This window comes from Sphaerotilus uruguayifluvii (assembly GCF_013294065.1).
Lineage (GTDB): Bacteria > Pseudomonadota > Gammaproteobacteria > Burkholderiales > Burkholderiaceae_C > Sphaerotilus > Sphaerotilus uruguayifluvii.
In genome coordinates this window covers 18,730-43,186 of record NZ_JABSNM010000014.1, presented here as the reverse complement: position 1 = coordinate 43,186, position 24,457 = coordinate 18,730, and the positions used below count along the sequence as shown (strand labels likewise).

26 protein-coding genes are annotated in these 24,457 nt (G+C 69.7%); 21 read left to right on the top strand and 5 right to left on the bottom strand.

The features are described 5' to 3' along the window. The first annotated feature begins 10 nt into the window (after positions 1–10). From HNQ01_RS15165 to HNQ01_RS15070, 20 genes are all read left to right on the top strand, one after another. On the top strand, positions 11–2,452 hold the full coding sequence (locus HNQ01_RS15165) for a heavy metal translocating P-type ATPase (RefSeq protein ID WP_173806326.1): 2,442 nt from the start codon (positions 11–13) through the stop codon (positions 2,450–2,452). Between the two features lie 26 nt (positions 2,453–2,478). Further along, the gene (gene cueR, locus HNQ01_RS15160; protein WP_434801514.1) at positions 2,479–2,976 is read left to right on the top strand and encodes a Cu(I)-responsive transcriptional regulator; all 498 of its coding nucleotides are present in this window, start codon (positions 2,479–2,481) and stop codon (positions 2,974–2,976) included. A 40-nt stretch (positions 2,977–3,016) separates the two neighbouring features. Further along, a complete protein-coding gene (locus tag HNQ01_RS15155; protein ID WP_173806284.1) occupies positions 3,017–3,484 on the top strand; it encodes a hypothetical protein in 468 nt (155 codons plus the stop codon). Between the two features lie 184 nt (positions 3,485–3,668). Next, positions 3,669–4,049: a hypothetical protein gene (locus HNQ01_RS15150; protein WP_173806283.1), complete on the top strand. Its 381-nt coding sequence runs from the start codon at positions 3,669–3,671 to the stop codon at positions 4,047–4,049. Positions 4,050–4,059: 10 nt separating this feature from the next. Then, a complete protein-coding gene (locus tag HNQ01_RS15145) occupies positions 4,060–5,508 on the top strand; it encodes a TolC family protein (protein ID WP_434801517.1) in 1,449 nt (482 codons plus the stop codon). 40 nt (positions 5,509–5,548) lie between these two features. After that, positions 5,549–6,964, top strand: coding sequence for a multicopper oxidase family protein (locus HNQ01_RS15140; RefSeq protein WP_173806281.1), 1,416 nt, complete (start codon positions 5,549–5,551; stop codon positions 6,962–6,964). A gap of 67 nt (positions 6,965–7,031) precedes the next feature. Continuing rightward, positions 7,032–7,532, top strand: a complete 501-nt coding sequence (locus HNQ01_RS15135) for a cupredoxin domain-containing protein (RefSeq protein ID WP_173806280.1) — start codon at positions 7,032–7,034, stop codon at positions 7,530–7,532. 54 nt (positions 7,533–7,586) lie between these two features. Next, positions 7,587–7,937 (top strand): copper-binding protein, encoded by a 351-nt coding sequence (locus HNQ01_RS15130; protein WP_173806279.1) that lies wholly within the window; start codon positions 7,587–7,589, stop codon positions 7,935–7,937. 78 nt (positions 7,938–8,015) lie between these two features. After that, complete coding sequence (locus HNQ01_RS15125) at positions 8,016–8,507, top strand: hypothetical protein (protein ID WP_173806278.1); 492 nt, start codon at positions 8,016–8,018, stop codon at positions 8,505–8,507. 149 nt (positions 8,508–8,656) lie between these two features. After that, positions 8,657–9,133, top strand: a complete 477-nt coding sequence (locus HNQ01_RS15120; RefSeq protein ID WP_173806277.1) for a hypothetical protein — start codon at positions 8,657–8,659, stop codon at positions 9,131–9,133. Positions 9,134–9,136: 3 nt separating this feature from the next. After that, positions 9,137–9,628 carry a c-type cytochrome gene (locus tag HNQ01_RS15115; RefSeq protein ID WP_217427562.1) on the top strand — a complete coding sequence of 164 codons (492 nt, stop codon included), beginning with the start codon at positions 9,137–9,139 and terminating at the stop codon, positions 9,626–9,628. Between the two features lie 102 nt (positions 9,629–9,730). Continuing rightward, complete coding sequence (locus tag HNQ01_RS15110) at positions 9,731–9,979, top strand: DUF2933 domain-containing protein (protein ID WP_173806276.1); 249 nt, start codon at positions 9,731–9,733, stop codon at positions 9,977–9,979. Between the two features lie 4 nt (positions 9,980–9,983). Beyond that, complete coding sequence (locus HNQ01_RS15105; protein WP_173806275.1) at positions 9,984–12,299, top strand: copper-transporting P-type ATPase; 2,316 nt, start codon at positions 9,984–9,986, stop codon at positions 12,297–12,299. A 13-nt stretch (positions 12,300–12,312) separates the two neighbouring features. Continuing rightward, positions 12,313–12,855, top strand: coding sequence for a metal-dependent hydrolase (locus HNQ01_RS15100; protein ID WP_217427561.1), 543 nt, complete (start codon positions 12,313–12,315; stop codon positions 12,853–12,855). After that, positions 12,845–13,375, top strand: coding sequence for an SRPBCC family protein (locus HNQ01_RS15095; RefSeq protein WP_353621712.1), 531 nt, complete (start codon positions 12,845–12,847; stop codon positions 13,373–13,375). Before HNQ01_RS15100 ends, HNQ01_RS15095 begins: the two co-directional genes overlap by 11 nt. A 39-nt stretch (positions 13,376–13,414) precedes the next feature. Beyond that, positions 13,415–13,789: a hypothetical protein gene (locus tag HNQ01_RS15090; protein ID WP_173806274.1), complete on the top strand. Its 375-nt coding sequence runs from the start codon at positions 13,415–13,417 to the stop codon at positions 13,787–13,789. 67 nt (positions 13,790–13,856) lie between these two features. Continuing rightward, complete coding sequence (locus HNQ01_RS15085) at positions 13,857–14,270, top strand: hypothetical protein (RefSeq protein WP_173806273.1); 414 nt, start codon at positions 13,857–13,859, stop codon at positions 14,268–14,270. Between the two features lie 159 nt (positions 14,271–14,429). After that, positions 14,430–15,647 (top strand): TolC family protein, encoded by a 1,218-nt coding sequence (locus HNQ01_RS15080; protein ID WP_353621716.1) that lies wholly within the window; start codon positions 14,430–14,432, stop codon positions 15,645–15,647. A 4-nt stretch (positions 15,648–15,651) separates the two neighbouring features. Further along, the gene (locus HNQ01_RS15075) at positions 15,652–17,229 is read left to right on the top strand and encodes an efflux RND transporter periplasmic adaptor subunit (RefSeq protein WP_173806272.1); all 1,578 of its coding nucleotides are present in this window, start codon (positions 15,652–15,654) and stop codon (positions 17,227–17,229) included. Further along, positions 17,226–20,363, top strand: coding sequence for an efflux RND transporter permease subunit (locus tag HNQ01_RS15070; RefSeq protein ID WP_173806271.1), 3,138 nt, complete (start codon positions 17,226–17,228; stop codon positions 20,361–20,363). The genes HNQ01_RS15075 and HNQ01_RS15070 overlap by 4 nt, the downstream gene beginning before the upstream one ends. 111 nt (positions 20,364–20,474) lie before the next feature. On the opposite strand, the gene HNQ01_RS15065 is transcribed toward HNQ01_RS15070, so the two are convergent. The 3 genes from HNQ01_RS15065 to radC all read right to left on the bottom strand — a co-directional run bounded on the left by HNQ01_RS15065 (position 20,475) and on the right by radC (position 21,950). After that, a complete protein-coding gene (locus HNQ01_RS15065) occupies positions 20,475–20,786 on the bottom strand; it encodes a hypothetical protein (RefSeq protein ID WP_173806270.1) in 312 nt (103 codons plus the stop codon). Further along, a complete protein-coding gene (locus HNQ01_RS15060; RefSeq protein WP_104301980.1) occupies positions 20,783–21,091 on the bottom strand; it encodes a DUF5983 family protein in 309 nt (102 codons plus the stop codon). The genes HNQ01_RS15065 and HNQ01_RS15060 overlap by 4 nt, the downstream gene beginning before the upstream one ends. A 313-nt stretch (positions 21,092–21,404) precedes the next feature. Then, positions 21,405–21,950, bottom strand: coding sequence for a RadC family protein (radC, locus tag HNQ01_RS15055; protein WP_434801516.1), 546 nt, complete (start codon positions 21,948–21,950; stop codon positions 21,405–21,407). 648 nt (positions 21,951–22,598) lie between these two features. Between radC and HNQ01_RS15050 the strand changes: the two genes are divergently transcribed. Next, complete coding sequence (locus HNQ01_RS15050) at positions 22,599–22,811, top strand: hypothetical protein (protein ID WP_054018255.1); 213 nt, start codon at positions 22,599–22,601, stop codon at positions 22,809–22,811. A gap of 132 nt (positions 22,812–22,943) precedes the next feature. On the opposite strand, the gene HNQ01_RS15045 is transcribed toward HNQ01_RS15050, so the two are convergent. After that, entirely contained in the window at positions 22,944–23,615 is a 672-nt protein-coding gene (locus HNQ01_RS15045) for a hypothetical protein (RefSeq protein ID WP_173806268.1), read from the bottom strand. Between the two features lie 171 nt (positions 23,616–23,786). Continuing rightward, entirely contained in the window at positions 23,787–24,419 is a 633-nt protein-coding gene (locus HNQ01_RS15040) for a hypothetical protein (RefSeq protein WP_173806267.1), read from the bottom strand. Positions 24,420–24,457: the final 38 nt, after the last annotated feature.

Genomic DNA, 24,457 nt, shown 5'->3' with positions numbered 1-24,457 from the left:
GACCGATCCCATGAGCACCCTCGCAAGCGCAACGCCCACGCTGGACTTCAAACTGCCGATCGAAGGCATGACCTGCGCGTCCTGTGTATTGCGCGTCGAGAAGGCGCTCGCGACGCTGCCCGGCGTGGAGAGCGCCGCCGTCAACCTGGCCACCGAGCAAGCGACGGTCCGCGCCAGGGACGGGGTGGCGGGCAACGCCCTGGTGTCTGCTGTGACCGCAGCCGTGCGCCGGGCCGGCTACGACGTGCCGACGCATCGTGTCGAGCTGCAAGTCGACGGGATGACCTGCGCCTCCTGCGTCGCGCGGGTCGAGAAGGCGTTGCTGAAGGTGCCGGGCGTGACGACCGCGTCGGTGAACCTCGCCACCGAGAAGGCCAGCGTCGGGGCGCTGGGCAGTGTGTCCTTCGCTACGCTCGCTGCGGCGATCGACAAGGCCGGCTACGCGGCCAGTCCGGTGGTGGACGCCGCAGCACCCAAGCCAGCGCGCCGCCTGCCTGAGTGGTGGCCCGTGGCAGTGGCCTCGGTGCTGACGCTGCCGCTGGTGCTGCCGATGCTGCTGCAGCTGTTCGGCATTCACTGGATGCCAGACGGCTGGGTGCAGCTGGTACTGGCCACGCCGGTGCAGTTCTGGCTCGGTGCGCGCTTCTACCGTGCCGGCTGGAAGGCGCTGAAGGCCCGTGCCGGCAACATGGACCTGCTGGTCGCGCTGGGCACCAGCGCGGCCTACGGGCTGTCGGTCTACTTGCTGTTCAAGCACGCAGCGCACGGCATGCCGCACCTCTACTTCGAGGCCTCGGCGGCCGTCATCACGCTGGTGCTGCTGGGCAAGTGGCTCGAGGCGCGCGCCAAGCGGCAAACGGCGGATGCGATCCGTGCGCTGAACGCGCTGCGTCCGACGGTCGCCCGCGTGCTGGTCGAGGGGGCCGAGATCTCGACACCGGTCGAGCAGGTGGCGGTGGGTGACATCGTCGTGATCCGCCCGGGCGAGCGTGTGCCCGTCGATGGCCAGGTCATCGACGGCCGCAGCCACGTCAACGAGTCGCTGATCACCGGGGAGAGCCTGCCGGTGGCCAAGGCCGTGGGTGAAACGGTCACCGGCGGTTCAGTCAACGAGGAAGGTGTGCTGCAGGTGCGCACCGGCGCGATCGGCGCCGAGACCACGCTGGCCCGCATCATCCGCATGGTCGAGTCGGCCCAGGCGGCCAAGGCGCCGATCCAGCGCATCGTCGACCGCGTCAGCGCGGTCTTCGTGCCCGTGGTGCTGGGCATCGCGGTGCTGACCTTCTTCGGCTGGCTGGCCTGGAGCGGAGATTGGGAGCAGGCGCTGATCAGTGCGGTGGCGGTGCTGGTGATCGCCTGTCCCTGTGCGCTGGGCCTGGCAACGCCGACCGCGATCATGGCCGGCACCGGCGTGGCAGCGCGCCGCGGCATCCTGATCAAGGACGCTGAGGCGCTGGAAGTGGCGCACTCGGTCACCACGGTGGCCTTCGACAAGACAGGCACGCTCACCGAAGGCAAGCCGTCGCTGGTGGCGGTCGAGGCAGGCCTGGACGCACAGGTCGGCCAGGTGCTGACGCAGGCCGCCGCGCTGCAGCAGGGCAGCGACCACCCGCTGGCCCATGCCGTCATGGAGAAGGCCAAGGCCGAAGGCATCGCCGTGCCCGCGGCGCGCGACGCCCGCGCGCTGCCGGGCCGCGGCGTGGAGGCGGTGGTCGATGGCCAGCGCCTGCTGCTCGGCAGCACGCGGCTCATGAACGAGTCGGGCGCACAGCCGGGCGCGCTGCTGATGACCGCCCAGCGCCTCGAGGGCGAGGGGCGCAGCATCTCGTGGCTGCTGGCGCCGACGGAAGGAGCCGCTACAGGCGACGCTCCAGGAGCCCGCGTGCTCGGGCTGCTGGCCTTCGGCGACACCATCAAGCCGGCGTCCCAGGCGGCCGTCGCGCGCCTGCGCGCGCTGGGGATCCGCACGGTGATGCTGACCGGAGACAACCACGGCAGCGCCCAGGCGGTGGCGCGCGAACTCGGCATCGACGAGGTGCGTGCCGAACTGCTGCCGGGCGGCAAGGCCGAGATCATGCAGCATCTGCGGAACCAGGGCCAAGTGGTCGCGATGGTCGGCGATGGCCTGAACGACGCGCCTTCGCTGGTGGCCGCCGACGTGGGTCTGTCGATGTCCACCGGCACCGATGTCGCGATGGAGGCCGCCGGCATCACGCTGATGCGCGGCGACCCGCGCCTCGTGGCCGACGCATTCGACGTCTCGCGCCGCACCTATTCGAAGATCCAGCAAGGGCTGTTCTGGGCCTTCGCGTACAACGTGCTCGGCATTCCGCTGGCGGCCTTCGGCCTGCTGAGCCCGGTGATCGCCGGTGCGGCCATGGCGTTCAGCAGCGTCAGCGTGGTCGCGAATGCGCTGACCCTGCGTCGCTGGCGCGGCGCAGCAACGGAATGATCGAACTGTCTCGAGGAACAAAGGCCATGGGTATGAACATCGGACAAGCTGCCGGCGCCACCGGCCTTTCGGCAAAGATGATCCGGCACTACGAGAGCATCGGGCTGCTGCCTGCGTCCACCCGCACGGATGCGGGCTACCGCCAATACAGCGAACGCGACGTGAACATGCTGCGCTTCATCCGCCACTCGCGCGACCTGGGCTTCTCGCTGGAACAGATCCGCGAATTGCTGGACCTGTGGCAGAACCGCAAGCGGTCCAGCCGGCAGGTCAAGTCCCTGGCCGAGGCACACATCGCGGAACTCGATGCAAAGCTCGCAGAGCTGCAATCGATGCGAGCGGCGCTGGCGCATCTGGTCCACGGCTGCCACGGCGACGATCGACCGGATTGCCCGATCATCGACACGCTGGAGGCGACAGGCCCGGTACTGGCCGGCGCTCCCGCCGATCATTCGCGCGGCGCGGTCGCTCAGCGGCAGCGGGCAGCCTCATTCCGGACCGGAGCGCGCACATTGCCCCGCTGAAGCCTGAGCGTCGTCAACCCGGTTTCGATACACTGGTGGCATGCAACGGGTATTTCGCGCCTTCCTTGTCTGGGTCATGGTGATCGCCATGCCTGTGCAGGGCATGGCTGCGTCCGTGATGTTTTTCTGCGGGCCGAGCCACGAGCGGATGATGCAAGGGCTGATGGCTGACGCACCCGTATCGCCTTCCAGTCATGCCGCCAACCCTGGGCGCGAACCGGCGGCCACGGGTCATGGCGTGCATGAGCAAGCGGTGCCGGCGCACCCAGTCGCCGACGAACCCGCCACGGATGCCGATGGCAACGACGCCACGGGCCTGTTCCCGCACCACGGCAAGTTCAGTTGCAGCGCCTGCGCCGCCTGCTGCTCTGCGCTGGGCCTGCCGGCCAGCTTTGTGCTCCCGACGCCCTCGATCCCGGAGCACGTTGCGCCGATGCCGACGGTGGAACCGGTCGCATCGCACCAACCTGACGGGCTCGACCGTCCGCCTCGAACCGTCCTCGCCTGATCCGGCGCGACGCGCTGGGGTGCAGCGGGTGCCTTTGAGCTCCTCCCGTCAGTTGTCCTGACGGTACCAGCCACGGTCCAACGGACCGACTCCTCGCCCCATCCGGCGGATCGCGCCAGATCCTCACCTACGCACCTGCGTGCCTTGGCCGCAGGACCGTCGTTGAAGCTCTCGCGAGGATTCCATGTTTCTGTCTCCCTTTCGCCTTGGCCGCTGTCGAGGCATTTCTCTCATTGCGCTGCTGACCGTAGCGGTGTTCGCTCAAGCCCAGCCCCAGGGCGCTCCCGCCCGCAACGAACGGGCGGACCCGCTCGATGCGCAGGTCCGCGTGCCGGCTGTCACCCACTCTTCTGCGCTGTCCAGCTATCGAAGGCTGGGCGACGACAAGCGCATCGACTGGAAGGAGGCCAATGAGGCGGTGAACCGCATCGGGGGCTGGCGCGCCTACGCACGCGAGGCGCAGCAGCCTGAGCCTGCACCCGTCGCACCGGCCGGTCGCACCACGCCCGCACCCGTACCGGCGTCGGGCGCCATGCCGGCGCACGGCGGCCACAAGATGCACTGAGGGGATGACGATGACCCGACAACCATCCCCCCCACGAGCGTTCGCCCGGGCGGTGCCGGTCCGTCTCACGGGCCTGGCTGCAGTGGTGCTCGTGCTGAGCGGCTGCGCGTCCCTGAGCCCCGACGGCGGCTTCGCTACCGTCGAGAAGGCCACCGCCGAGCGCATCGGGACCCCTGTGCAACTGGCTTGGGCCCGCCAGCCCGAAGACCTGGACCGCATCGCCCAGCGCGTGGACGAACTCCTGGGCAAGCCGCTGTCCATGAACGATGCGGTGCAGGTCGCCTTGCTGAACAACCGTGGCCTGCAGGCGGCCTACGCCGAGCTGGGCATCACCGAGGCGGAGGTCGTGCAGGCGGGCCGGTTGCCGAACCCCGGCTTCAGCTTCGGCCGCCTGACCAAGGGTGACGAGATCGAGCTCGAACGCGGTCTCCACTTCAATCTTGCCCGGCTGATCGCCATGCCGCTGGTGCAGCGCGTCGAGGCGCGCCGCCTGGAGCAGGTGCGCACCACGGTGGCGATGCAGGTGCTGTCCCTGGCAGCCGACACGCGCAAGGCCTGGGTGCAGGCGGTGGCCGCCGAGGAATCGGTGCGCTACAGCCGCCAGGTGATGCAGGCCGCGGAGGCTGGTGCCGAACTGGCGCGGCGCATGGCGCAGGTGGGCAACTTCAACAAGCTCCAGCAGGCGCGCGAGCAGGGCTTCTATGCCGATGCAGCGCTGAACCTGGCCCGTGCCGAGCAGCAGCAACGTGCGGCGCGCGAGCGCCTCACGCGCTTGCTGGGGGTGTGGGGTACGCAGACCGCTTTCAAGCTGCCAGAGCGCCTGCCTGACCTGCCCACCCAGCCGCGCGATCTGCCAGACATCGAGCGCACCGCGCTCGCCCAGCGGCTGGACGTTACCGCGGCGCGCAACGGCGCCGAGGCCACCGCCCGCAACCTGGGCCTCACTCGCACCACGCGCTTCGTCAACGTGCTGGAGCTGGGCCTGGTGCGCAACAGCAGCAACGAGTCGCCAACGCAGAAGGGCTGGGAGATCGGATTCGAGCTGCCGCTATTCGACTGGGGCGGTGCCCGGGTCGCCCGTGCAGAGGGCATCTACATGCAGTCGCTGCACCGCGCTGCGGAGACCGCGATCAATGCCCGCTCCGAGGTGCGCGAGGCATACGGCGCCTACCGTTCGGCCTGGGACATCGCGAAGCACCAGCGCGACGAGATCGTGCCGCTGAAGGCACGCATCTCGGAAGAGAACCTGCTTCGCTACAACGGCATGCTGATCGGCGTGTTCGAGTTGTTGGCCGATGCGCGTTCGCAGATAGCCAGCGTCAACGGCGCCATCGATGCGCTGCGCGATTTCTGGATCGCGCAGGCCGACCTCGACATGGCGCTCGTCGGCAAGCCCAGCCTCACGGCCGCGGCAGGCCCCGCGATGGCGGCCGGCCCGGCGGGTGACCCCGGCCACTGACGAACCGCCTTCGCCCGAATCGAACACAAGGACTGAATCCATGGTTTCCCGAAGAAGCTTTCTCAACGGTGCCGGTGTGGCGGCTGCCGCCGTGACGGCCACGGCCGTCAGCAAGGTGGCAATGGCGGCCCTGCCTGAGCCCGTCATCCAGACCAAACCCGACACGATGCCTCCGCTGGTGCCGGGCACCGGCCGGCCCTACAACCCCGTTGTCACGCTCAACGGTTGGACGCTGCCCTGGCGCATGAACAATGGCGTCAAGGAGTTCCACCTGGTGGCCGAGCCCGTGGTGCGCGAGATGGCACCCGGCTTCAAGGCCCACCTGTGGGGCTACAACGGCCAGAGTCCCGGCCCGACCATCGAGGTGGTGGAGGGCGACCGCGTGCGGCTGTTCGTCACCAACAAGCTCGGCGAACTCACCAGCATCCACTGGCACGGCCAGCGCCTGCCCAACGGCATGGACGGCGTGACCGGCCTGAACCAGCCCGGGATCCCACCCGGCAAGACCTACGTCTATGAGTTCGTGGCGCGCCGACCCGGCACATTCATGTACCACCCGCATGCCGACGAGATGGTGCAGATGGCGATGGGGATGATGGGCTTCTGGGTCACGCATCCGAAGACCAAGCACCCGCTGATCGACGAGGTCGACCGCGACTTCTGCTTCCTGCTGAACGCCTACGACATCGATCCGGGCAGCGCGACGCCGAAGATCATGACGATGCTCGACTTCAACCTGTGGAGCTGGAACAGCCGCATCTTCCCCGGCATCGACCCAGTCGTGGTTCGGCACATGGACAAGGTGCGCATCCGGGTGGGCAACCTGACGATGACCAACCACCCGATCCACCTGCATGGCCACGAGTTCCTGATCACCGGCACCGACGGCGGCCCCACGCCGAAGAGCACGCGCCAGTACGAGGTGACGGCCGACATAGCCGTGGGCCAGATGCGGCAGATGGACTTCCTGGCCGACGAGGAGGGCGACTGGGCCTTCCATTGCCACAAGAGCCACCACACGATGAACGCGATGGGGCACGGCGTTCCGACGATGATCGGCGTCGACCACCGCGGCGTGGCGCGCCAGATCACCAAGCTCATCCCCGACTACATGGTGATGGGCGAGCGCGGCATGAAGGACATGACCGAGATGGAGATGCCGCTCCCGGACAACACCGCGCCGATGATGGCCGGGCAGGGGCCGTTCGGCGCTGTCGGCATGGGCGGCATGTTCAGCGTCGTCAAGGTGCGCAAAGACCAGAAGCGCGGCGACTACAGCGACCCGGGCTGGTACCAGCACCCGCCGGGCACCGTCGCCTACGAGTTCACCGGCGCACTGCCCGACCCGGCGCGCTTCAAGTCCGAGAGCGCCGGATCCATGCCGGCGGTCTCGAGGCCCGCGCAGGACATCGAGGTCAAGGTGCGCAAGCCATCGGGTGGACACGGCAGCCACTGACGGCACCCACGCGCGACAGCGCCAGCCGCTGCGTTCAATTCCTCCCACACATCGACAAGGAACCCTCATGCAAATCAGCAAGCGCCATCTCCTGCTCGCCGTCTCGGCCCTCGGTCTCGGCTTCACCGGCCTGGCACGCGCGCATGGCAACGAAGACCACCCGAAGAAGGCCGGCCCCGTCCGCAAGGAGCAGAAGGACTGGGGCATCGCAGGCGATGCAAAGGCCGCCCGGCGCACCATCGAGGTCCGCATGGGCGACAACATGCGCTTCACGCCCGAGCGCATCGATGTACGCCAAGGCGAAACGCTGCGCTTCCGCGTACAGAACACCGGCAAGGTCATGCACGAATTCGTCATCGGCACCAAGGCCGAGAACGCCAAGCACGCCGAGCTGATGATCAAGTTCCCGAACATGGAGCACGACGAGCCGTACATGGCCCACGTGTCTCCGGGCAAGACCGGCGAGATCGTCTGGACCTTCAACCGTGCCGGTAGCTTCGAGTTCGCCTGCCTGATCGCTGGTCACTACTCGGCGGGCATGGTCGGCACCATCAACGTGACGGCCTGAGCGCGGCATAGCGGCAGCCTTCTCATCCTTCACCCCATCCATCACGGAGCCCCTATGAACCACCTCGTTTCCGCACTGCTCGTTTCCGCGCTGATGAGCGCCCCCGCCCTGGCGCAGCAGAAGGCCGATGACCATTCCGCACACCACGCGGCCACGCCTGCAACGGCGGCGGCGAGCAGCGGCGACATGGCCGACGGCGAAGTCCGCAAGATCGACAAGGACGCAGGCAAGCTGACGCTCAAGCACGGCGAGATCAAGAATCTCGACATGCCAGGCATGACGATGGTCTTCGGGGTCAAGGAACGCGCGCTGCTCGACAAGGTGAAGGTCGGCGACAAGGTGAAGTTCCGCGCCGAGAAGGCCGGCAGCGGCTACGTCGTGACCGTCATCGAGGCGGCGAAATAGCGGCGCAGCGCGGTCCCGCTGTCCCAGCGACTTGTCAACTTGACAAGCGTCAACCGCGGTACTGCGCTTCCACCTAGCATGAAGACGCTGACGGGCCATGGCTCATCGGCCATTCTGTTCATGTCAACGGCCAAGCTCCTTCCACGGCCCCGCCGCACCGCGGCGGCTATGCTGTTCGTCTGGCTGTTCGCGACCTTCGCGAGCTGGGCCAACGCCTGCCTCGTGCAGCCGCTTGCGGCCGCGGAGGGCCGGTCTGATCACCACCTGCGGATCGACGCCGGTGCCGATGTCCGGGCGCACCACGCGGCGGCGGACGCCGGAGCGGAAGACGATCGGGACGCCGGCTTGCAGTCCTGCATCAGCTTCTGCGACTTGGAGCAGAGCATCGTGGCGAAGGCGCAGCCCACGAAGGCGGATGGCTACGCCGACTCCGGCATGCCGCTGCCTGCCGCGTCGAGCAGCTGGCCGGCGCAGACGCTCGATCGGGTCGAGTCCCGCTGGCGTCCGCGTGCAGCGCCCCCGCCACCGGGTCTGCCAGTCGCCATCGCGTTCCTGCGGCTGACGCGGTAGCTCCTCCGCCGGGCTGGTGTGCGCGTGGCTGTGCCCGCGCCGTTGCCGGCCCGTCACGCGTTGCCCGCCCGGCTTGCCGCCACCGCGGGCGCCTTCCCCGAGCCGTCCCGCGACGGCAATCCGCTCTCGTTCACCACTGGAGACTCACCATGACCACGCTTCGTTCGCTCGTCATTGCTGGCACGGCTGCCTTCGTGCTCACCGCCTACGCTCAGACCCCCGGCGCGCCGGGCGCCGCCGACCACGCGGCACACCATCCTGCCGGTACGGCGGCTTCTGCCTCAGCGCCCGCCGACCGCATGGCGATGATGGATGCACACATGACCAAGATGCGTGAGATGCACGAGAAGATGTCGCGTGCGGGCTCGCCGCAGGAGCGGCAGGCCCTGATGGCCGAGCACATGAAACTGATGCAGGAAGGCATGGCCATGATGGGCGGCAAGGGCCCCGGAGGAATGGGAGGCATGGGCATGGGGGGCATGCGGGGCATGGCTCCGGCCGGCGCGGCAAGCGGTCCGATGGACATGGCCACGCGCCAGCAGATGATGGAGAAGCGCATGGAGATGATGCAGTCCATGATGCAGATGATGATGGACCGCATGGGTCCGCCGCCGGCACGGCCCTGAGCCATGGCGGATCGCAGCCAGCCCTGGAAGGCCGCAGCGCTCATGGCGGGGGCCGTCGCCGCCATCGGCTTCGGCGCGGCGGTGGTCTGGCGAGCCGAACGAGGTGCGGAGCAACCCGTCCAGCTTCGGCCGGACGATGCGGCCGTCACTGCGCTCGGGCAGCGGGTCTACGCGGCGCAGTGCGCGGCCTGCCACGGAGCCGGGCTGGAGGGTCAACCCAACTGGCGCGAGCGCGGCCCGGATGGCCGGCTGCCGGCGCCGCCGCACGACGCGAGCGGGCACACCTGGCACCACCCGGACGAGCTGCTGTTCCGCATCACCAAGCACGGTGTGGCCAAGGCAGCGAACCTGAAGGACTACGTGTCGGCCATGCCCGCCTACGACGGCGTGCTCAGCGACGCGGAGATCGTCGCCGCTCTCTCGTGGATCAAGGCACAGTGGCCGGCCTACATCCGCGTCCGGCACGACGAGCTGAACCGGGCGTCCAGTCGCTGAGGCACCGGCGCGAAGGCGCTTGACCTTCACACGGGGGCAAGGGCTATGGTTGACCTGTCCCGCCCGGGCATCACGGATGCCCGACCGACCGAGGAGCCCTTCATGAACCCACCCGTCGAAGACGCCGGCACACCGCGCAGCCGCAGGCCCGTGACCGTGGCACTGCTGATGGTGGCACTGATCGTGGTGTTCTACCTGCTGAGGGAGCACTGGGGTCACGTGGCCGGCCTGTGGCCGTACCTGCTGCTGCTCGCCTGCCCGGTGCTGCATCTCTTCCACGGCCACGGTGGCCATCGGCACCATGGAACGCACCACAGTTCGGGGACCGACCAGGGCCCGCGTGGAGGCTGACCCGATGGACATGCACGCACAGCCGAATCACGGCGGCCACCAAGGGCACGAGCACGCGTCCGAGGGCGGCCACGAACACCACGACCATCACGGCCACGACCACCGCGGCCACGAACACCACGGCCACGAGCATGGCCATGCGCACGGCAACACGCCGCCCGCAGGGCATGGCGCGCAGCAGGCCGAGTCGCCTGCTGGTGCGGTGCCCGCCGGTACTGTGTACACATGCCCCATGCACCCCGAGGTGCGCCAGGACCATCCCGGCAACTGCCCCAAGTGCGGCATGACGCTGGAGCCGGTGCTGCCCACGCTCGACGAGGACGAGAACCCCGAGCTGGCGGACTTCCGCCGGCGCTTCTGGTGGACCTTGCCGCTCACGCTGGTCGTGACGCTGCTCGCGATGGTCGGCCACCGGCTGCAGTGGTTTGACATGGCCACCCAGAGCTGGATCGAGCTGGTGCTGTCGGTGCCCATCGTGCTGTGGGCCGGCTGGCCGTTCTTCGTTCGCGGCGTGCAGTCGGTGCGTTTGCGCAGCCCGAACATGTGGACGCTGATCGGCCTGGGCACCGGGGCCGCGTTCGTCTACAGCGTCGTGGCGACGTTGGCGCCTAGCGTGTTCCCGGCGTCGTTCCAGGCCATGGGGCGTGTCGCGGTCTACTTCGAGGCTGCCGCAGTCATCATCTCGCTGACGCTGCTCGGCCAGATCCTCGAGCTGAAGGCCCGCTCGCAGACCTCGGCAGCGATCAAGTCGCTGCTCGGCCTGGCACCGAAGACGGCGCGCCGCATCGGCGCCGACGGCAGCGAGGAAGACGTGCCTCTCACCCATGTCCACGTCGGCGACCTGCTCCGCGTGCGGCCCGGCGAGAAGGTGCCCGTCGACGGCGTGGTGACCGAAGGCTCCAGCGCGGTCGACGAATCGATGCTCACCGGCGAGCCGGTACCCGTGAGCAAGCGCCCGGGGGACAAGCTCATCGGCGCCACGCTCAACACCAGCGGCGCGCTCGTGATGCGCTCCGAGCGCGTGGGCGCGCAGACCATGCTGTCGCAGATCGTGCAGATGGTGGCGCAGGCACAGCGCTCGAAGGCGCCGATGCAGCGCATGGCCGACCAGGTGGCGGGCTGGTTCGTGATGGCGGTGGTGGCCATCGCGGTGGCCACCTTCTTCGCGTGGGGCGTGTTCGGCCCCGAGCCGAGCTGGGTCTACGGGCTGATCAACGCAGTGGCGGTGCTGATCATCGCCTGCCCGTGCGCGCTCGGTCTGGCGACGCCGATGTCCATCATGGTCGCCACCGGGCGCGCCGCGACGCGCGGAATCCTGTTCCGCAACGCGGCGGCGATCGAGCACTTTCGCAAGGTCGACACGCTGATCGTCGACAAGACCGGCACGCTGACCGAAGGCAAACCGGCCTTCGACCGTGCCGTGCCCACCGATGGCTTCACGGCCGACGAGGTGCTGCGCATCGCCGCGAGCCTGGACCAGGGCAGCGAGCATCCGCTGGCCGACGCCATCGTGCAGGCCGCCCGCGCGAAGGGGCTCGCACTGGCCAAGGTCGAGGAGTTCGAGTCGAGCACAGGCATCGGCGTTCGGGGCCGGGTGGAAGCTCGCAGCGTCGCGCTGGGCAACACAGCGCTGATGCAGCAGTTGGGCGTCGCCGTCGATCCGCTCGTCGCACAGGCCGAGGCGCTGCGGGCCGAGGGGGCGAGCGTGATGCACCTGTCGGTGGACGGGCGCCTGGCGGGGCTGCTCGCGGTGTCCGACCCGGTGAAGGCGAGCACAGCCGAGGCACTGGCGGCGCTGCACGCCGCCGGCCTGCGCGTGGTGATGGCCACCGGTGATGGCCTGACCACGGCACGCGCCGTTGCCAAGCGTCTGGGCATCGACGAGGTGCACGGCGAAGTCAAGCCCGCCGACAAGCTGGCTCTCGTGCAGAAGCTTCAGCGCGAGGGCAGGGTCGTGGCGATGGCCGGCGACGGCATCAACGACGCGCCGGCACTGGCGCAGGCCGACGTGGGAGTGGCGATGGGCACCGGCACCGACGTGGCGATGAACAGCGCGCCGGTCACGCTGGTGAAGGGCGACCTGCGCGGCATCGCGCAGGCGAGGCTGCTGTCGCAGGCGACCATCGCCAACATGAAGCAGAACCTCGGCTTCGCGTTCATCTACAACGCGCTCGGCGTGCCGCTGGCCGCCGGGCTGCTGTTCCCGTTCACCGGCTGGCTGCTGTCGCCGATGATCGCGGCGTTGGCCATGAGCCTGAGCTCGGCATCGGTGATCGGCAACGCGCTGCGGCTGCGCAAGGCAGCGCTCCTGCGGGACTGACCCACGCCACGCGGTGGACATCGTCGCGCACACGCTCTGGGCCGCTGCGGGGGCGGCGGCGGTCCATCGTCGCCGCCCACTGTCGCGAGGCACGGTGGCGGTCGCGCTGGTCCTCGCGGCCTTGCCGGACGTGATGCATCTGCTGCCGATTGCCGCTTGGTGGGCGCTCGGCGACGGCAGCTTTGCAGCGGTGCGCGGCTACGCGCTGGCCTCGCCCGGGCAGGAGCCGTGGCTGCCGCCCATCGTCGAGCTGTGGTCGCACCACCTGCACTGCGTGATGCACAGCGCCCCGGTGGCTGCGATCGTGACCGCGCTCGCCTGGGGGGTGCGACGTGCGTTCTGGCTACCGCTACTGGGCTGGTGGTCGCACATCGCGATCGACGTGTTCACGCACTCGGCCGACTACTACGCGGTGCCGGTGCTCTATCCATTCACCGAGCGTGGGTTCGACGGCATTGCATGGACCACGCCCTGGTTCATGGTGCTCAACTATGTCGCGCTGGTGCTCGTGGGGACCTGGCTGCTCGTTCGTCGGAGGCGTCCCAGTGGCAGCTGAGTCGCCGCTGGCCTTTCACCATCGCAGCGAGGTTGTGCTGCCGGTCGAGCCCGAGCGCCTATTCACCCACCTGGACGACCACCGCCGCCTGTCCAGCCACATGGAGAAGCCGTCGCTGATGACGGCGGGCGCTTCGATGCGGATCGACACCGATGCGGGTCACGGCCAGTCGGTGGGTTCGGTCATCCGGATGAGCGGTCGTGTCCTGGGTGTGCGGCTCGGGCTCGAGGAAGTGGTGACCGAACACGCCCCACCGCAGCGCAAGGTCTGGGAGACCGTGGGCGAACCGACCCTGCTGGTCATCGGCGCCTACCGGATGGGTTTCAGCATCGAACCGTTCACTGGGGGCTCGCGACTGGTCGTCTTCATCGACTATGCGCGGCCGGGGCGAGGCCTTGCCCGCCTGCTCGGGGGTCTCGTGGGTCGCTACTACGCGGCGTGGTGCACGCGGCGGATGGCAGAGGACGCCCGTGCAGCCTTTCCGGGGCCGATCCGAGGGCCCGCGCCGAGCGCGCGGTGAGCCGCATCTCTGGTCCGGCTTTGTCTCTACAGTACGCGCATGATTCATCGCATATCCGTTGCTCTGAGCCTGGCGATCCTCTGCTCCACCGCAGCGCGGGCCGACATCATCGACATCGCCTGGAACGAACAGGGCCGCTTCGAACGCCGTGTCAGCGTGGCCCCGGGCAAGTTCGCCGAGGTCTGCGGCAAGCTCGCCCGGGCCGATTCAGTGGCCTGGCGCTTCGAGGCCAGTGGCCCGCTGAACTTCAACATCCACTATCACGAGGGCAAGGATGTGCGCTACCCGGAGCGCCGCGATGCCCTGGCCGGCGCCAGCGGGCGCCTTCAGGTGGTACTTGACCAGGACTACTGTTGGATGTGGACCAACAAGTCGGGCCAGGCTGTCGACCTGAACCTCCTGCTGACGCGCTGAGGCACACGTGCGGAGCGCTTGATGCGGGACAAGGCGCGATGGCCGGGGGGAACGTAGACTTCGGTTCATGCGCGCGTTGCGTCGCCATCGCGGCTGGCTGTCCGGCTGGCTGATCGCCCTGGTGCTGTTCACGCAGCTGGCCACGGCGGCGTACGCCTGCCCGCAGCTCTCGCCGGCGCCTGACGACGTTGCGGCCGCAATGGCGGCCATGCCGGACTGCGAGGGCAGCATGCCCACGCGCATGGACCCGGACCAGCCGCAGCTGTGCAAGGCCCACTGCGAGACCGGCAAGACCTCGGTGAACAGCCAGGTGGCCGCGCCGGACGCGCCGCCGGCCATGGCGGTGGGCGCCGCCTTGGTCGGCATCGTCGACGTGGCCGAGGCCGCCCAGCTGGCGGCCACGATGCCCGCCTCGGTGGCCGACGGGCCGCCCGTCGGGTCACCGCCGCTCTACCTCTCCTTCCTCGTCCTTCGGAACTGACCCGCGGACCTGGGTCCGGGTGCGCTGTCTCGGCGCACCCGGATCTCTTGCGTTCGCCGTGCGTTCGATCCGAAGGAGAGTGTCGTGTCTCGATTCAACGTTCGCGTGCCGCGCCGGCACGCCGGGCGGCGCCAGCCGTCCACCCTGGCCTTGGCGTGGGTGCTGGGCCTGGCCGCCCTGACACCCAGCGCTGCGTGGGCTGCCCCTGACGCTCCGTCGCTGAGCTATGCCGAGGCGCTCGAGCTGGCGCGCCAGGCGGCACCGGCACTGCGTGCGCAGCAGGCCACGCTGGCCGGCTCGTCGGCCCTGGCACCAGCGGCGTCCACGCTGCCCGATCCGCGCCTGTCCGTCGGCATCGAGAACCTGCCGATCGCCGGGCCGGATCGCTGGAGCACGACGCGCGATGCCGGCACGATGCAGCGCATTGCGCTGATGCAGGAGATGCCCAACCGGGCCAAGCGCGATGCGCGCGAGCAGGTTGCACAGGCCCGCATCGAGCGCGATCGGGCGACGCTGGCGGCCACGGAACTCGCGGTGCGCCGCGAAGCCGGCCTGGCCTGGCTCGCTGTGCACTTCGCGGAGGCCCGGCTGTCGCAGGTGGCCGGCCTCCAGCGCGAGAACCGGCTGCTGCAGGACACGCTGCCGGCCCGCATTGCCGCCGGCTCGGCCATGCCCGCGGAGTTGACGATGGCGCGCCAGGAAGCGCTGGCCATCGCCGACCGGACCGACGAGCTGGCGCGGGACGTGCGCAAGGCGAGGGTGGAACTGCGCCGATGGATCGGTGAGCGTGCCGCTGCGCCGCTGCAGGGCGCAGCGCCGGCTATGGACGTGAACGGCGACGCCTTGCGCAGCTCGTTGCCGCATCACGCCGAGCTGGCACCCTATGCGCCGATGCGTGCGATGGCCCAGGCCGAGGTGGCCGAGGCCGATGCGGAGAAGCGCGGCGACTGGTCGTGGGAGGTGGCGTACAGCCGGCGGCCACGCTACGACGACATGGTGTCGTTCCAGCTCAGCTTCGACCTGCCGTGGCAACGTGATCGCCGCCAGCAGCCGCAGATCGAGGCCAAGCGGCGCGAGATCGAACGCATCGAGGCCGAGCGCGAGGAACTGCTGCGGCGCCATGCCGCGGAGACCGACGCGATGCTGGCCGAACTGCAGGCGCTCGACACGCAGGCCGAGCGGCTGCGGGCCGCCGGTCTGCCGCTGGCCGCCGAGCGCGTGGCCCTGGCGACGGCGGCCTACCAGGCCGGCCGTGGCGATCTCGCGGCCGTGCTGACGGCGCGCAGCCAGGTGCTGGAAACGCAGCTGCGCGCCATCGACCTTGACGCGCAGCGCGCCGCCCTGCGCCTGCGCCTGTCCACCCTGATTGCGGAGTAACACGATGAGCTTTTCATCCAACCCCTCGTCCTCAAAGACCGTGGTGGCCGGCGCGGTGTTGCTGCTGGCCGGCATCGGCGCCGGCTGGGCGCTCTCGCAGTGGCTGTCGGCTGGCGGCCATGCAGGCGCTTCGGCAACGGCGGCTGCACCTGCCGCCCCTGCCGCCGAGCGCAAGGTGCTGTACTGGTACGACCCGATGGTGCCGACGCAGCGCTTTGACAAGCCCGGCAAGTCGCCGTTCATGGACATGCAGCTGGTGCCCCGGTACGCTGACGAGGCGGGTGCCGACGCCGGGTCGGCGGTGGCGGTGTCGCCGCAGGCCATGCAGTCGCTCGGCCTTCGCGTCGCCACGGCCGAGAAGCGCGTGCTGCAGGCGGCGGTGGACGCGGTCGGTACAGTCGGGCTCAACGAGCGCGATGTCAGCATCGTGCAGGCACGCGCCAACGGCTTCGTCGAGCGTGTCCATCCGCGTGCGCCGGGCGACGTAATCCCCGCGGGCGCCCCGCTGGCCGAGGTGCTGCACCCAGACTGGCTGGCGGCGCAGCGCGAGTACCTCGCGGTGCGGGCCACCGGCGACGCGGTCCTGGCACAGGCAGCCCGCTCGCGGCTGACGCTTCTGGGCATGCCGGCCGCGCTCATCGAGCGCGTGGATGCCAGCGGGCAACCGCAGGCCGTGACGACCATCGTGGCGCCGTCGGGCGGGTTGATCGCCGAGCTGATGGTGCGCCAAGGCATGACGGTGGCCGCCGGCATGACGCTGGCGCGCATCAACGGCCTGGGCACGGTGTGGGTCGAGGCGGCCGTGCCCGAGGCGCTGGGCGCGGCAGTGGTCACGGGCCAGCCCGCCGAGCTGCGGCTGGTGGCGTTCTCGGGCGAGGTGCTGCGCGGCAAGGTGGCGGCAGTGCTCCCGGAGGCGAGCCGAGACACGCGCACGCTGCGCGTGCGCGTCGAGGTGCCCAACCGCGGCGGCCGGCTGCGTGCCGGCATGTTCGGGCAAGTTCGGCTGCTCGGTGCGGGGCAGGGCACCGAGGTCGTCACCGTCCCCGGCGAGGCGGTGATCCGCACCGGGCGCCGCGCGCTGGTCTACGTGGTCGACGCGCCGGGCCGGTACCGCCCGGTGGAAGTGGAACTCGGCGCCGAGGTCGACGGCCGGGTGGCCGTGCTCAAGGGGGTGGAGGCTGGGCAGCAGGTGGTGGCCTCGGGACAGTTCCTCATCGATTCCGAGGCCAGCCTGCAAGGGCTGACCGCGCGTGCCCCGGCGGAAGCGGCCGCGACCACTGCAGCAGCGGCCAGCGCGCAGCAGGGGCCGACCGGCGAGTTCACCACCCGCGGCCGCGTGGTCGAGCTCGACGCGGCGGCGATCACCCTGGAACACGAAGCAGTCCCTGCGCTGAAGTGGCCGGCGATGACGATGCCCTTCCAGCTCGCGCGGCCGGACCTCGCGCGCGGGCTGAAGGCCGGCGATGCGGTGCGCTTCCGCTTCCGCCAGAAGGGCGATGAGCACGTGGTCACCGCGATCGACCGCGAACCTGCCGTGGCCGACCCGCACGCCGGCCACGGCAGCACCGGAGCGCCGCGATGATCGCCGCGCTGATCCGCTGGTCGGTGGCCAACCGCTTCCTCGTGGTGCTGGCCACGCTGTTCCTCGCGGCCGCAGGCCTGTGGGGCGTGCGCACGACGCCGGTCGATGCCTTGCCCGACCTGTCCGACGTGCAGGTGATCATCCGCACGACGCTGCCCGGGCAGGCGCCGCAGATCGTCGAGAACCAGGTCACCTATCCGCTGGCGACGACGATGCTGTCGGTGCCCGGCGCGAAGACGGTTCGCGGCTTCTCGTTCTTCGGCGACAGCTTCGTCTATATCCTGTTCGACGACGGCACCGACCTGTACTGGGCGCGCTCGCGCGTGCTCGAGTACCTCAACCAGGTGCAGGGCCGGCTGCCTGCCGCGGCGAAATCGTCGCTCGGGCCGGACGCCACCGGGGTGGGCTGGATCTTCCAGTACGCGCTGGTCGACCGCACCGGCCGCAGTGACCTGTCGCAGCTGCGCGCGCTGCAGGACTGGTTCCTGAAGTACGAGCTGAAGGGCCTGCCCGGCGTGGCCGAGGTGGCCACCGTGGGCGGCATGAACCGCCAGTACCAGGTGGTGCTCGATCCGCTGAAGCTGGCCGCCTACGGCGTCACGCACGCGCAGGTGCGCGAGGCGCTGATGGCCGGCAACCAGGAAGCTGGCGGCTCGGTGCTGGAGCTGGCCGAGGCCGAGTACATGGTGCGCGCCAGTGGCTACCTGAAGACGCTGGACGATTTCCGCGCGGTACCGCTGGCGGCGCGCGGCGGCATCCCGGTGAAGCTGGGCGACGTGGCCACGGTCCAGGTGGGCCCGGAGATGCGGCGCGGCATCGCCGAGCTCGATGGCGAAGGCGAGGTGGCCGGTGGCGTGGTGGTGCTGCGCTCGGGCGCGAACCCTCAGCAGACCATCGCGGCCGTGAAGGCCAAGCTTGCAGACCTGCAGGGCAGCCTGCCGCAGGGCGTGGAGGTGGTGACCACCTACGACCGCAGCGCGCTGATCGAGCGCGCCATCGACAACCTCTCGGCGAAGCTGATCGAGGAGTTCATCGTCGTCGCGGCCGTCTGTGCGATCTTCCTGTGGCACCTGCGCTCGGCGCTGGTGGCCATCATCGCGCTGCCGCTGGGCGTGATGGCGGCATTCCTGATCATGCGCTGGCAGGGCATCAACGCGAACATCATGTCGCTGGGAGGCATCGCGATCGCGATCGGCGCGATGGTCGACGCGGCCGTGGTGATGATCGAGAACGCGCACAAGAAGCTCGAGGCCTGGCAGCACGCGCACCCCGGCGAGAGCCTCGTCGGCGAGGCGCGCTGGAAGGTCATCACCGAGGCGGCCGAGGAGGTCGGCCCGGCGCTGTTCTTCTCGCTGCTGATCATCACGCTGAGCTTCATCCCGGTCTTCACGCTGGAGGCGCAGGAAGGGCGATTGTTCGGGCCGCTGGCATTCACCAAGACCTACGCGATGGCGGCCGCCGCCGCGCTGTCGGTGACGCTGATCCCGGTGCTGATGGGTGCGTGGATCCGCGGCCGCATCCCCGACGAGCAGAGAAATCCGATCACCCGCGTGCTGATCGCGATCTACCGTCCGGCGCTCGAATGGGTGCTGCGCTGGCCGAAGGCGACGCTGGTGATCGCGGTGGTGCTGGCGGCGAGCACGGCCTGGCCGCTGTCGCGGCTGGGCGGGGAGTTCCTGCCGCGGCTGGACGAGGGCGACCTGCTGTACATGCCGTCGGCGCTGCCGGGCCTCTCGGCGCAGAAGGCGACCGAGTTGCTGCAGATCACCAACCGCATGATCAAGACCGTTCCGGAGGTGGAGCGCGTCTTCGGCAAGGCTGGCCGCGCCGAGACCGCGACCGATCCGGCACCGCTGGAGATGTTCGAGACCACGGTCAAGCTCAAGCCCCGCGAGCAGTGGCGGCCGGGCATGACGCCCGACCAACTGGTCGAGGAACTCGACTCGGCGGTGAAGGTGCCGGGACTGGCCAACATCTGGATCCCGCCGATCCGCAACCGCATCGACATGCTGGCCACCGGCATCAAGAGCCCGATCGGCGTGAAGGTGACCGGCAGCGATCTCACCACGATCGACCGCATCGCCCAAGGCGTGGAGCGGGTTGCCAAGACGGTGCCGGGCGTGTCGTCGGCGCTGGCCGAGCGCCTGACCGGCGGGCGCTACATCGACGTGCAGATCGACCGCGCGGCGGCTGCGCGCTACGGACTGAACATCGCCGACGTGCAGGCGGTGGTCAGCGGTGCGATCGGCGGCGAGAACGTCGCCGAGACGGTCGAAGGACTGGCGCGCTTCCCCATCAACCTGCGCTATCCGCGCGAGTGGCGCGACACGCCCGAGCGGCTGGCGGCGCTGCCGGTGCTGACGCCGATGGGCCAGCAGATCACGCTGGGCACGGTGGCGAAGATCGTCGTGGCCGACGGGCCGCCGATGCTCAAGAGCGAAAACGCGCGACCCTCGGGCTGGGTCTATGTGGACGTGCGCGGCCGCGACCTCGCGTCGGTGGCGGCCGACCTGCGCGCCGCGGTGGCGCGCGAGGTGAAGCTCGCTCCCGGCGTGAGCATCGCCTATTCGGGCCAGTTCGAGTACCTCGAACGCGCCAACGCGCGGCTGAAGATCGTCGTACCGGCGACGCTGATGATCATCTTCGTCCTGCTGTACCTGACCTTCCGGCGCATCGACGAGGCGGTGCTGATCATGGCCACGCTGCCTTTTGCGCTGACCGGCGGCGTCTGGTTCCTCTGGGCGATGGGCTACCACCTGTCGATCGCCACCGGCGTGGGATTCATCGCGCTGGCCGGCGTGGCCGCCGAGTTCGGTGTGGTGATGCTGCTGTACCTGAAGCATGCGCTGGAGGCCAGGCTGGTGGCCGGCACGCCGCTGACGCTGCCGGTGCTGCTCGACGCAATCCGAGAAGGGGCGGTGCTGCGCGTGCGGCCGAAGGCGATGACGGTCGCGGTCATCCTGGCTGGCCTGGTGCCCATCGTCTGGGGCAGCGGCACGGGCTCCGAGGTGATGAGCCGCATCGCCGCGCCGATGCTCGGGGGCATGGTCACCGCGCCGCTGCTGTCGCTGTTCGTAGTGCCGGCGGTGTTCGCGCTGCTGCGATCTCGGCAACAAGGCTCAGCATCGGTCTGACGGAAGCGGGGCCGGGCTGCCGAATGGTCGGGCTCGCAAAGAAGAAACGGCGCCGCGCGCCCATCCCTGCCGGGATGGGCGCGCGGCGCCGGGGTCGATCAGCGGGCAGGGTCAGCCCGCCAACAGCGTGACTGGCGGCCCGTCTGCCAGGTGGCGGACGATGCGATTGCCCGCGCGTCGACGGCCATCGCCCTCGACCTCATCGACCAGCTTCGCAGGCAGTCGAAGGCCGAGTTCGGCGACCTTGGTGCGCAGGGTCGCGATGTCGGTCCAGTCCAGCAGGGGCTCCTGCAGGCTGGTGTAGAGCATGTCGTTGCGCTCATCGATGACCTGGAGAAAGTAGTCCCCCAGGCGTCGATCGAAGCCGGCCACGATCTCGACGGGGTGTCCGTCGAGCGTCGCCGTCGCGAGGTGCTGGCTCATGGTCCCGGCTCCGCGCTGTCGAACACGGGCAGCCCGTCGATGACCGCCGCCTCGCGATCGAACATCAGCCAGGCCACGCCGGCGGATTCGGCCACCTCGAACAGCATGGCCAGGTCGGGCTCCGACGGCACGCGGTACTTCGGTGCCCCGACATAGACGAACCCGCCGCAGTCGGTCGGGTAGGCGTTCACGGACAGGTCGTCATCGGCGAGCTTGTTGCGCGTCGCCGAACTCAGATGCTTCAGGGACAGGCTGGCCAGCATCTCGGCCTGCTGTCGCAGGCCGGTGGCGGGCAGGGTATGCATCGTGGCTTCCTCCTCGGGATGAACTGGGAGAAGTGTGGGGCTCGGTCACCCGCCTTGCGGTCGTGAGCGCTTGGGTGGAGCGCTTCGATCGTCCGGCGCGGGCGAACGTCATGCCGCAGTCGCGGCAGCGGAACCAGTGCAGGCGACCGAGCGCGCCCAGAGGCACGCCGTGGCCGGCACAGCAGGGGCAGGTCGGGGGTCTTCTCTCCGACATGGGCATCCTTGGTTGGGGTGGGATCGGCGGGAGGGGCACCGCCTCGGCGGCGCCCTTCTCGCAACCGGGTCGTGCAGGGCGTGACTGCCGCACATGGCGTCAGAGCAGTCCGCGCTCCGCGAAGCTGACGCACTGGTCGCCGGCGACGACGAAGTGGTCGATCAGGCGGATGTCCACCAGCGCCAGCGCCGACTTCAGCGTCTGCGTCAGGAACTCGTCCGCGCGGCTCGGCTCGGCCTGGCCGCTCGGGTGGTTGTGGGCCACCGCGATCGCGGCGGCGTTGCGGGCCAGGGCGCTCTTGACCAGTTCCCGCGGGTACACCGAGGTCTGGGTGAGCGTGCCCCGGAACACCTCCTCGTGGGTGATCAGCCGGTGGTTGGCATCCAGGTACAGCGCGAGGAAGACCTCGTGCTGCAGGCCTGCGCAGCGCAGGCGCAGCCAGTCCCGAAGGACCTGGGGCGACGACATCACGGGCCCCTGCGCCATCCGGTCACGCAGATCGCGCATCAGCAACTCGCGGGCGACACCGAGTCGGCGCGTCAGGAGCTGCTGCGTGGCCGGGTCCTCGTGGGGCGTCTCCCGGTCGCTGACGCGCAGCGCTGCCGGCGTCGGGCCTGGCAATGGGTGGGCCTGCAGGCCCAGCATCTCTGCCACCAGGTCCTCCCGAGACGCATGGGCGGCATCGGGCAGGTCCGGCAGATCTTGAAGACCCTGGAAAGGGTGGAAGTTCATGGCGTTCTCCTCTCGTGGCGAAAAGGAAGACGGGAACGCCGTTCCCTTCCTTCACAGGCTAGGGACTGGTGTCCCCGCAAGGGAAGGATGTGCAGACACACGACGGAACGTGGCCGGCACGGTGGCTCAGATGATCATCCGAGGCAGGTAACGACTGCGACGCCGCTGCCGCCCGTTCGGTCGGCATCGGAAACACTCCTCTCGGGAGTGGGTGTGAGCCCATCAAGTCTGCGCCATCGGCGCCGGGGATTCAACCGGGGCGGTGCCAGCGACAGCGCCTTTGCCGCGCTTGCCCGCGCAAAGGGCGCCAGGGTCCGTGCCTTGGTCGGGCATCGGTACGCGGGGAGGTGGCACGGTTCGCGTGACCGCACTGCGCGTGGCCGCGCCGTTGTGGTTGGGCCACGGCCTGCGCGGATGTCTTGGCGGGCAGACTGCAAAAGTGACACCGCAGAGGCACTCGGCTGTCACTGCAGAAATTTCTTCGCCGCGGGCAGCAGCGGATGCGCACAGACTTGCTCAGGCGCGCGAAGATGCGCGGCTTACCGACAAGGCCGACCCGACATGCTGCGCTCCGGAAACCAGCTTCGACTGACCCGACCCGAACGGGCGCGGCTGGCCCGCATCACCGCCATCGAGCCGGGGTCCATCCGAAGCGTCGCGGACCTGCAGGCCTACGTCCGCCGCTGCAAGGCCCACTACTGGGGCCACTCCGATGACACCCGGTTCCTGCACTGGCTGATCGAGCGTGAGGTGCAGTCCCTGACCGGTCGCTGAGCGCCCGTCGCCCCGTTCGCAGTCTCGGAAACAGGAACGCCCCCGGTGCTGGACCGGGGGCGTTCGGGGTGACGGGCTGGAGTGGATCTGGATCGGGCCGTCTGAAGGGCCTCGAACGTTCGACCGGGTGGTTCAGCGGAACACGCGCGGCTCGACGCTTGCCCCGCGCATGAACGCGAGGTACGCACCGGCCTTGCCGATGTCGTCGAAGTTCGCCACGGGCTGCTCGTGCAGCACCACGGCCCAGGGACGGACATCGTCATCACTGGCGCGGATGCGCAGTTCCGGCGGCTGCCAGCACGGGTGGCGGTACAGGGGCAGGCCGGTGTCCCAGTCCATCAGTGCCAGCACATGCGCACAGAGGATGGCCGTGCCGGCCGCCTCGCCCGACTCGACGAGCAGGGGCACCTTCAGCAGGCCGGTCGAGCGGCCGACCGTGCCGACCACGTCGAACTCGTCGAGCCAGCTCGCGCCGGTGCCGGTGTCGCCCAGCACCAGCCGCACCTTGCGGCCGTCCCGGCGGCAGGTCTCCAGCACCCTCGCCAGGCGAGGGTCCGTGCCGGGGTCGAAGTAGGTGCCGTGGCCCTGGGCGGACTCGCCCCAGGCACGCACCGCAGCGAGGTACTTCTCGTAGCCGGTGAGGCTGGCCGCGTCGTCGGCGGTCGGCATCAGGTCGGGACGATCGAGGCGCTGCGCGATCTGCTGGGCATGGTCGCGGGCGTTGTCGAAGCCGAAGCAGGTCACGCCACCTTCGGTGGCGATCACATACAGGCGTTGCTCGGGATTCAGGGTGATGTCTCGCATGGTGAACTCTCGAAGTGGGGAGGGCGGACACCGGCCCTGGCGGGCGGGCCCGCGGGCGGTTGGATGGGGTGCCGGTCGCGCCAGACCGCTGGACGTCAGTCCAAGGCCGAGGCACGTCAGCGATCGAACCCGGTGCAGCCGATGGGGCTGCGCCGGGGCTCGGTCTTCGGATCAGCGCCGGCTGATCTGGACGGCGGGTGCGGGGCCGTCGACGGGAGGTTCCGGGGCACGCTCGGAGCCGCCTTCGGAGCCACTGACCGGCGACGCCGGGGACATGCCGGCCTGGTGCTGGAAGCGGGCGTGCGCGTCGGCGAACTCGGCATCGCCCAGCAGCTGACGCACCTGCGCGGCGGCCGGTTCGGGCCTGCTGTCGGCGTCACGGGCCGCGGCTGGGCGCGCGCCCCGCTTCGATGTTGCAGGCGAGGCTGGCGGTGCAGCGGCAATGGCCTCGTCCAGGGCGTCCGCAGCGCGGTGGTACGCCTTCTGCGTGACGCCGCCGACGAAGGCTGCGGGTCGCTGCAGCGTCCAATGGACCAGCAGGCGCAGCCACTGCCCGATGCGCTTGTCGCGGGCCTGGCGCGCCTTGTGGACGCGCAGCGACTGCTTGCAGGACAGGTACAGCGCCAGGTGGCGACGCTTCATCTCGGCGTCGCCGTCGAGCTGCGCCATCACCTCGGCGGCGAGGGCGACGTCACGGCCGACGCGTCTGTAGAAGCCGACCCAGGCGCGCTGTTCCTCGATGTCGACGGTGCTGCGCCGCGGTGACGGGCTCTGGAAGGATCTGTCTGGGAAAGCATGACTCATGGGGTTCTCCAAGAAGGCGAGGGAACCCCGACCCCGAC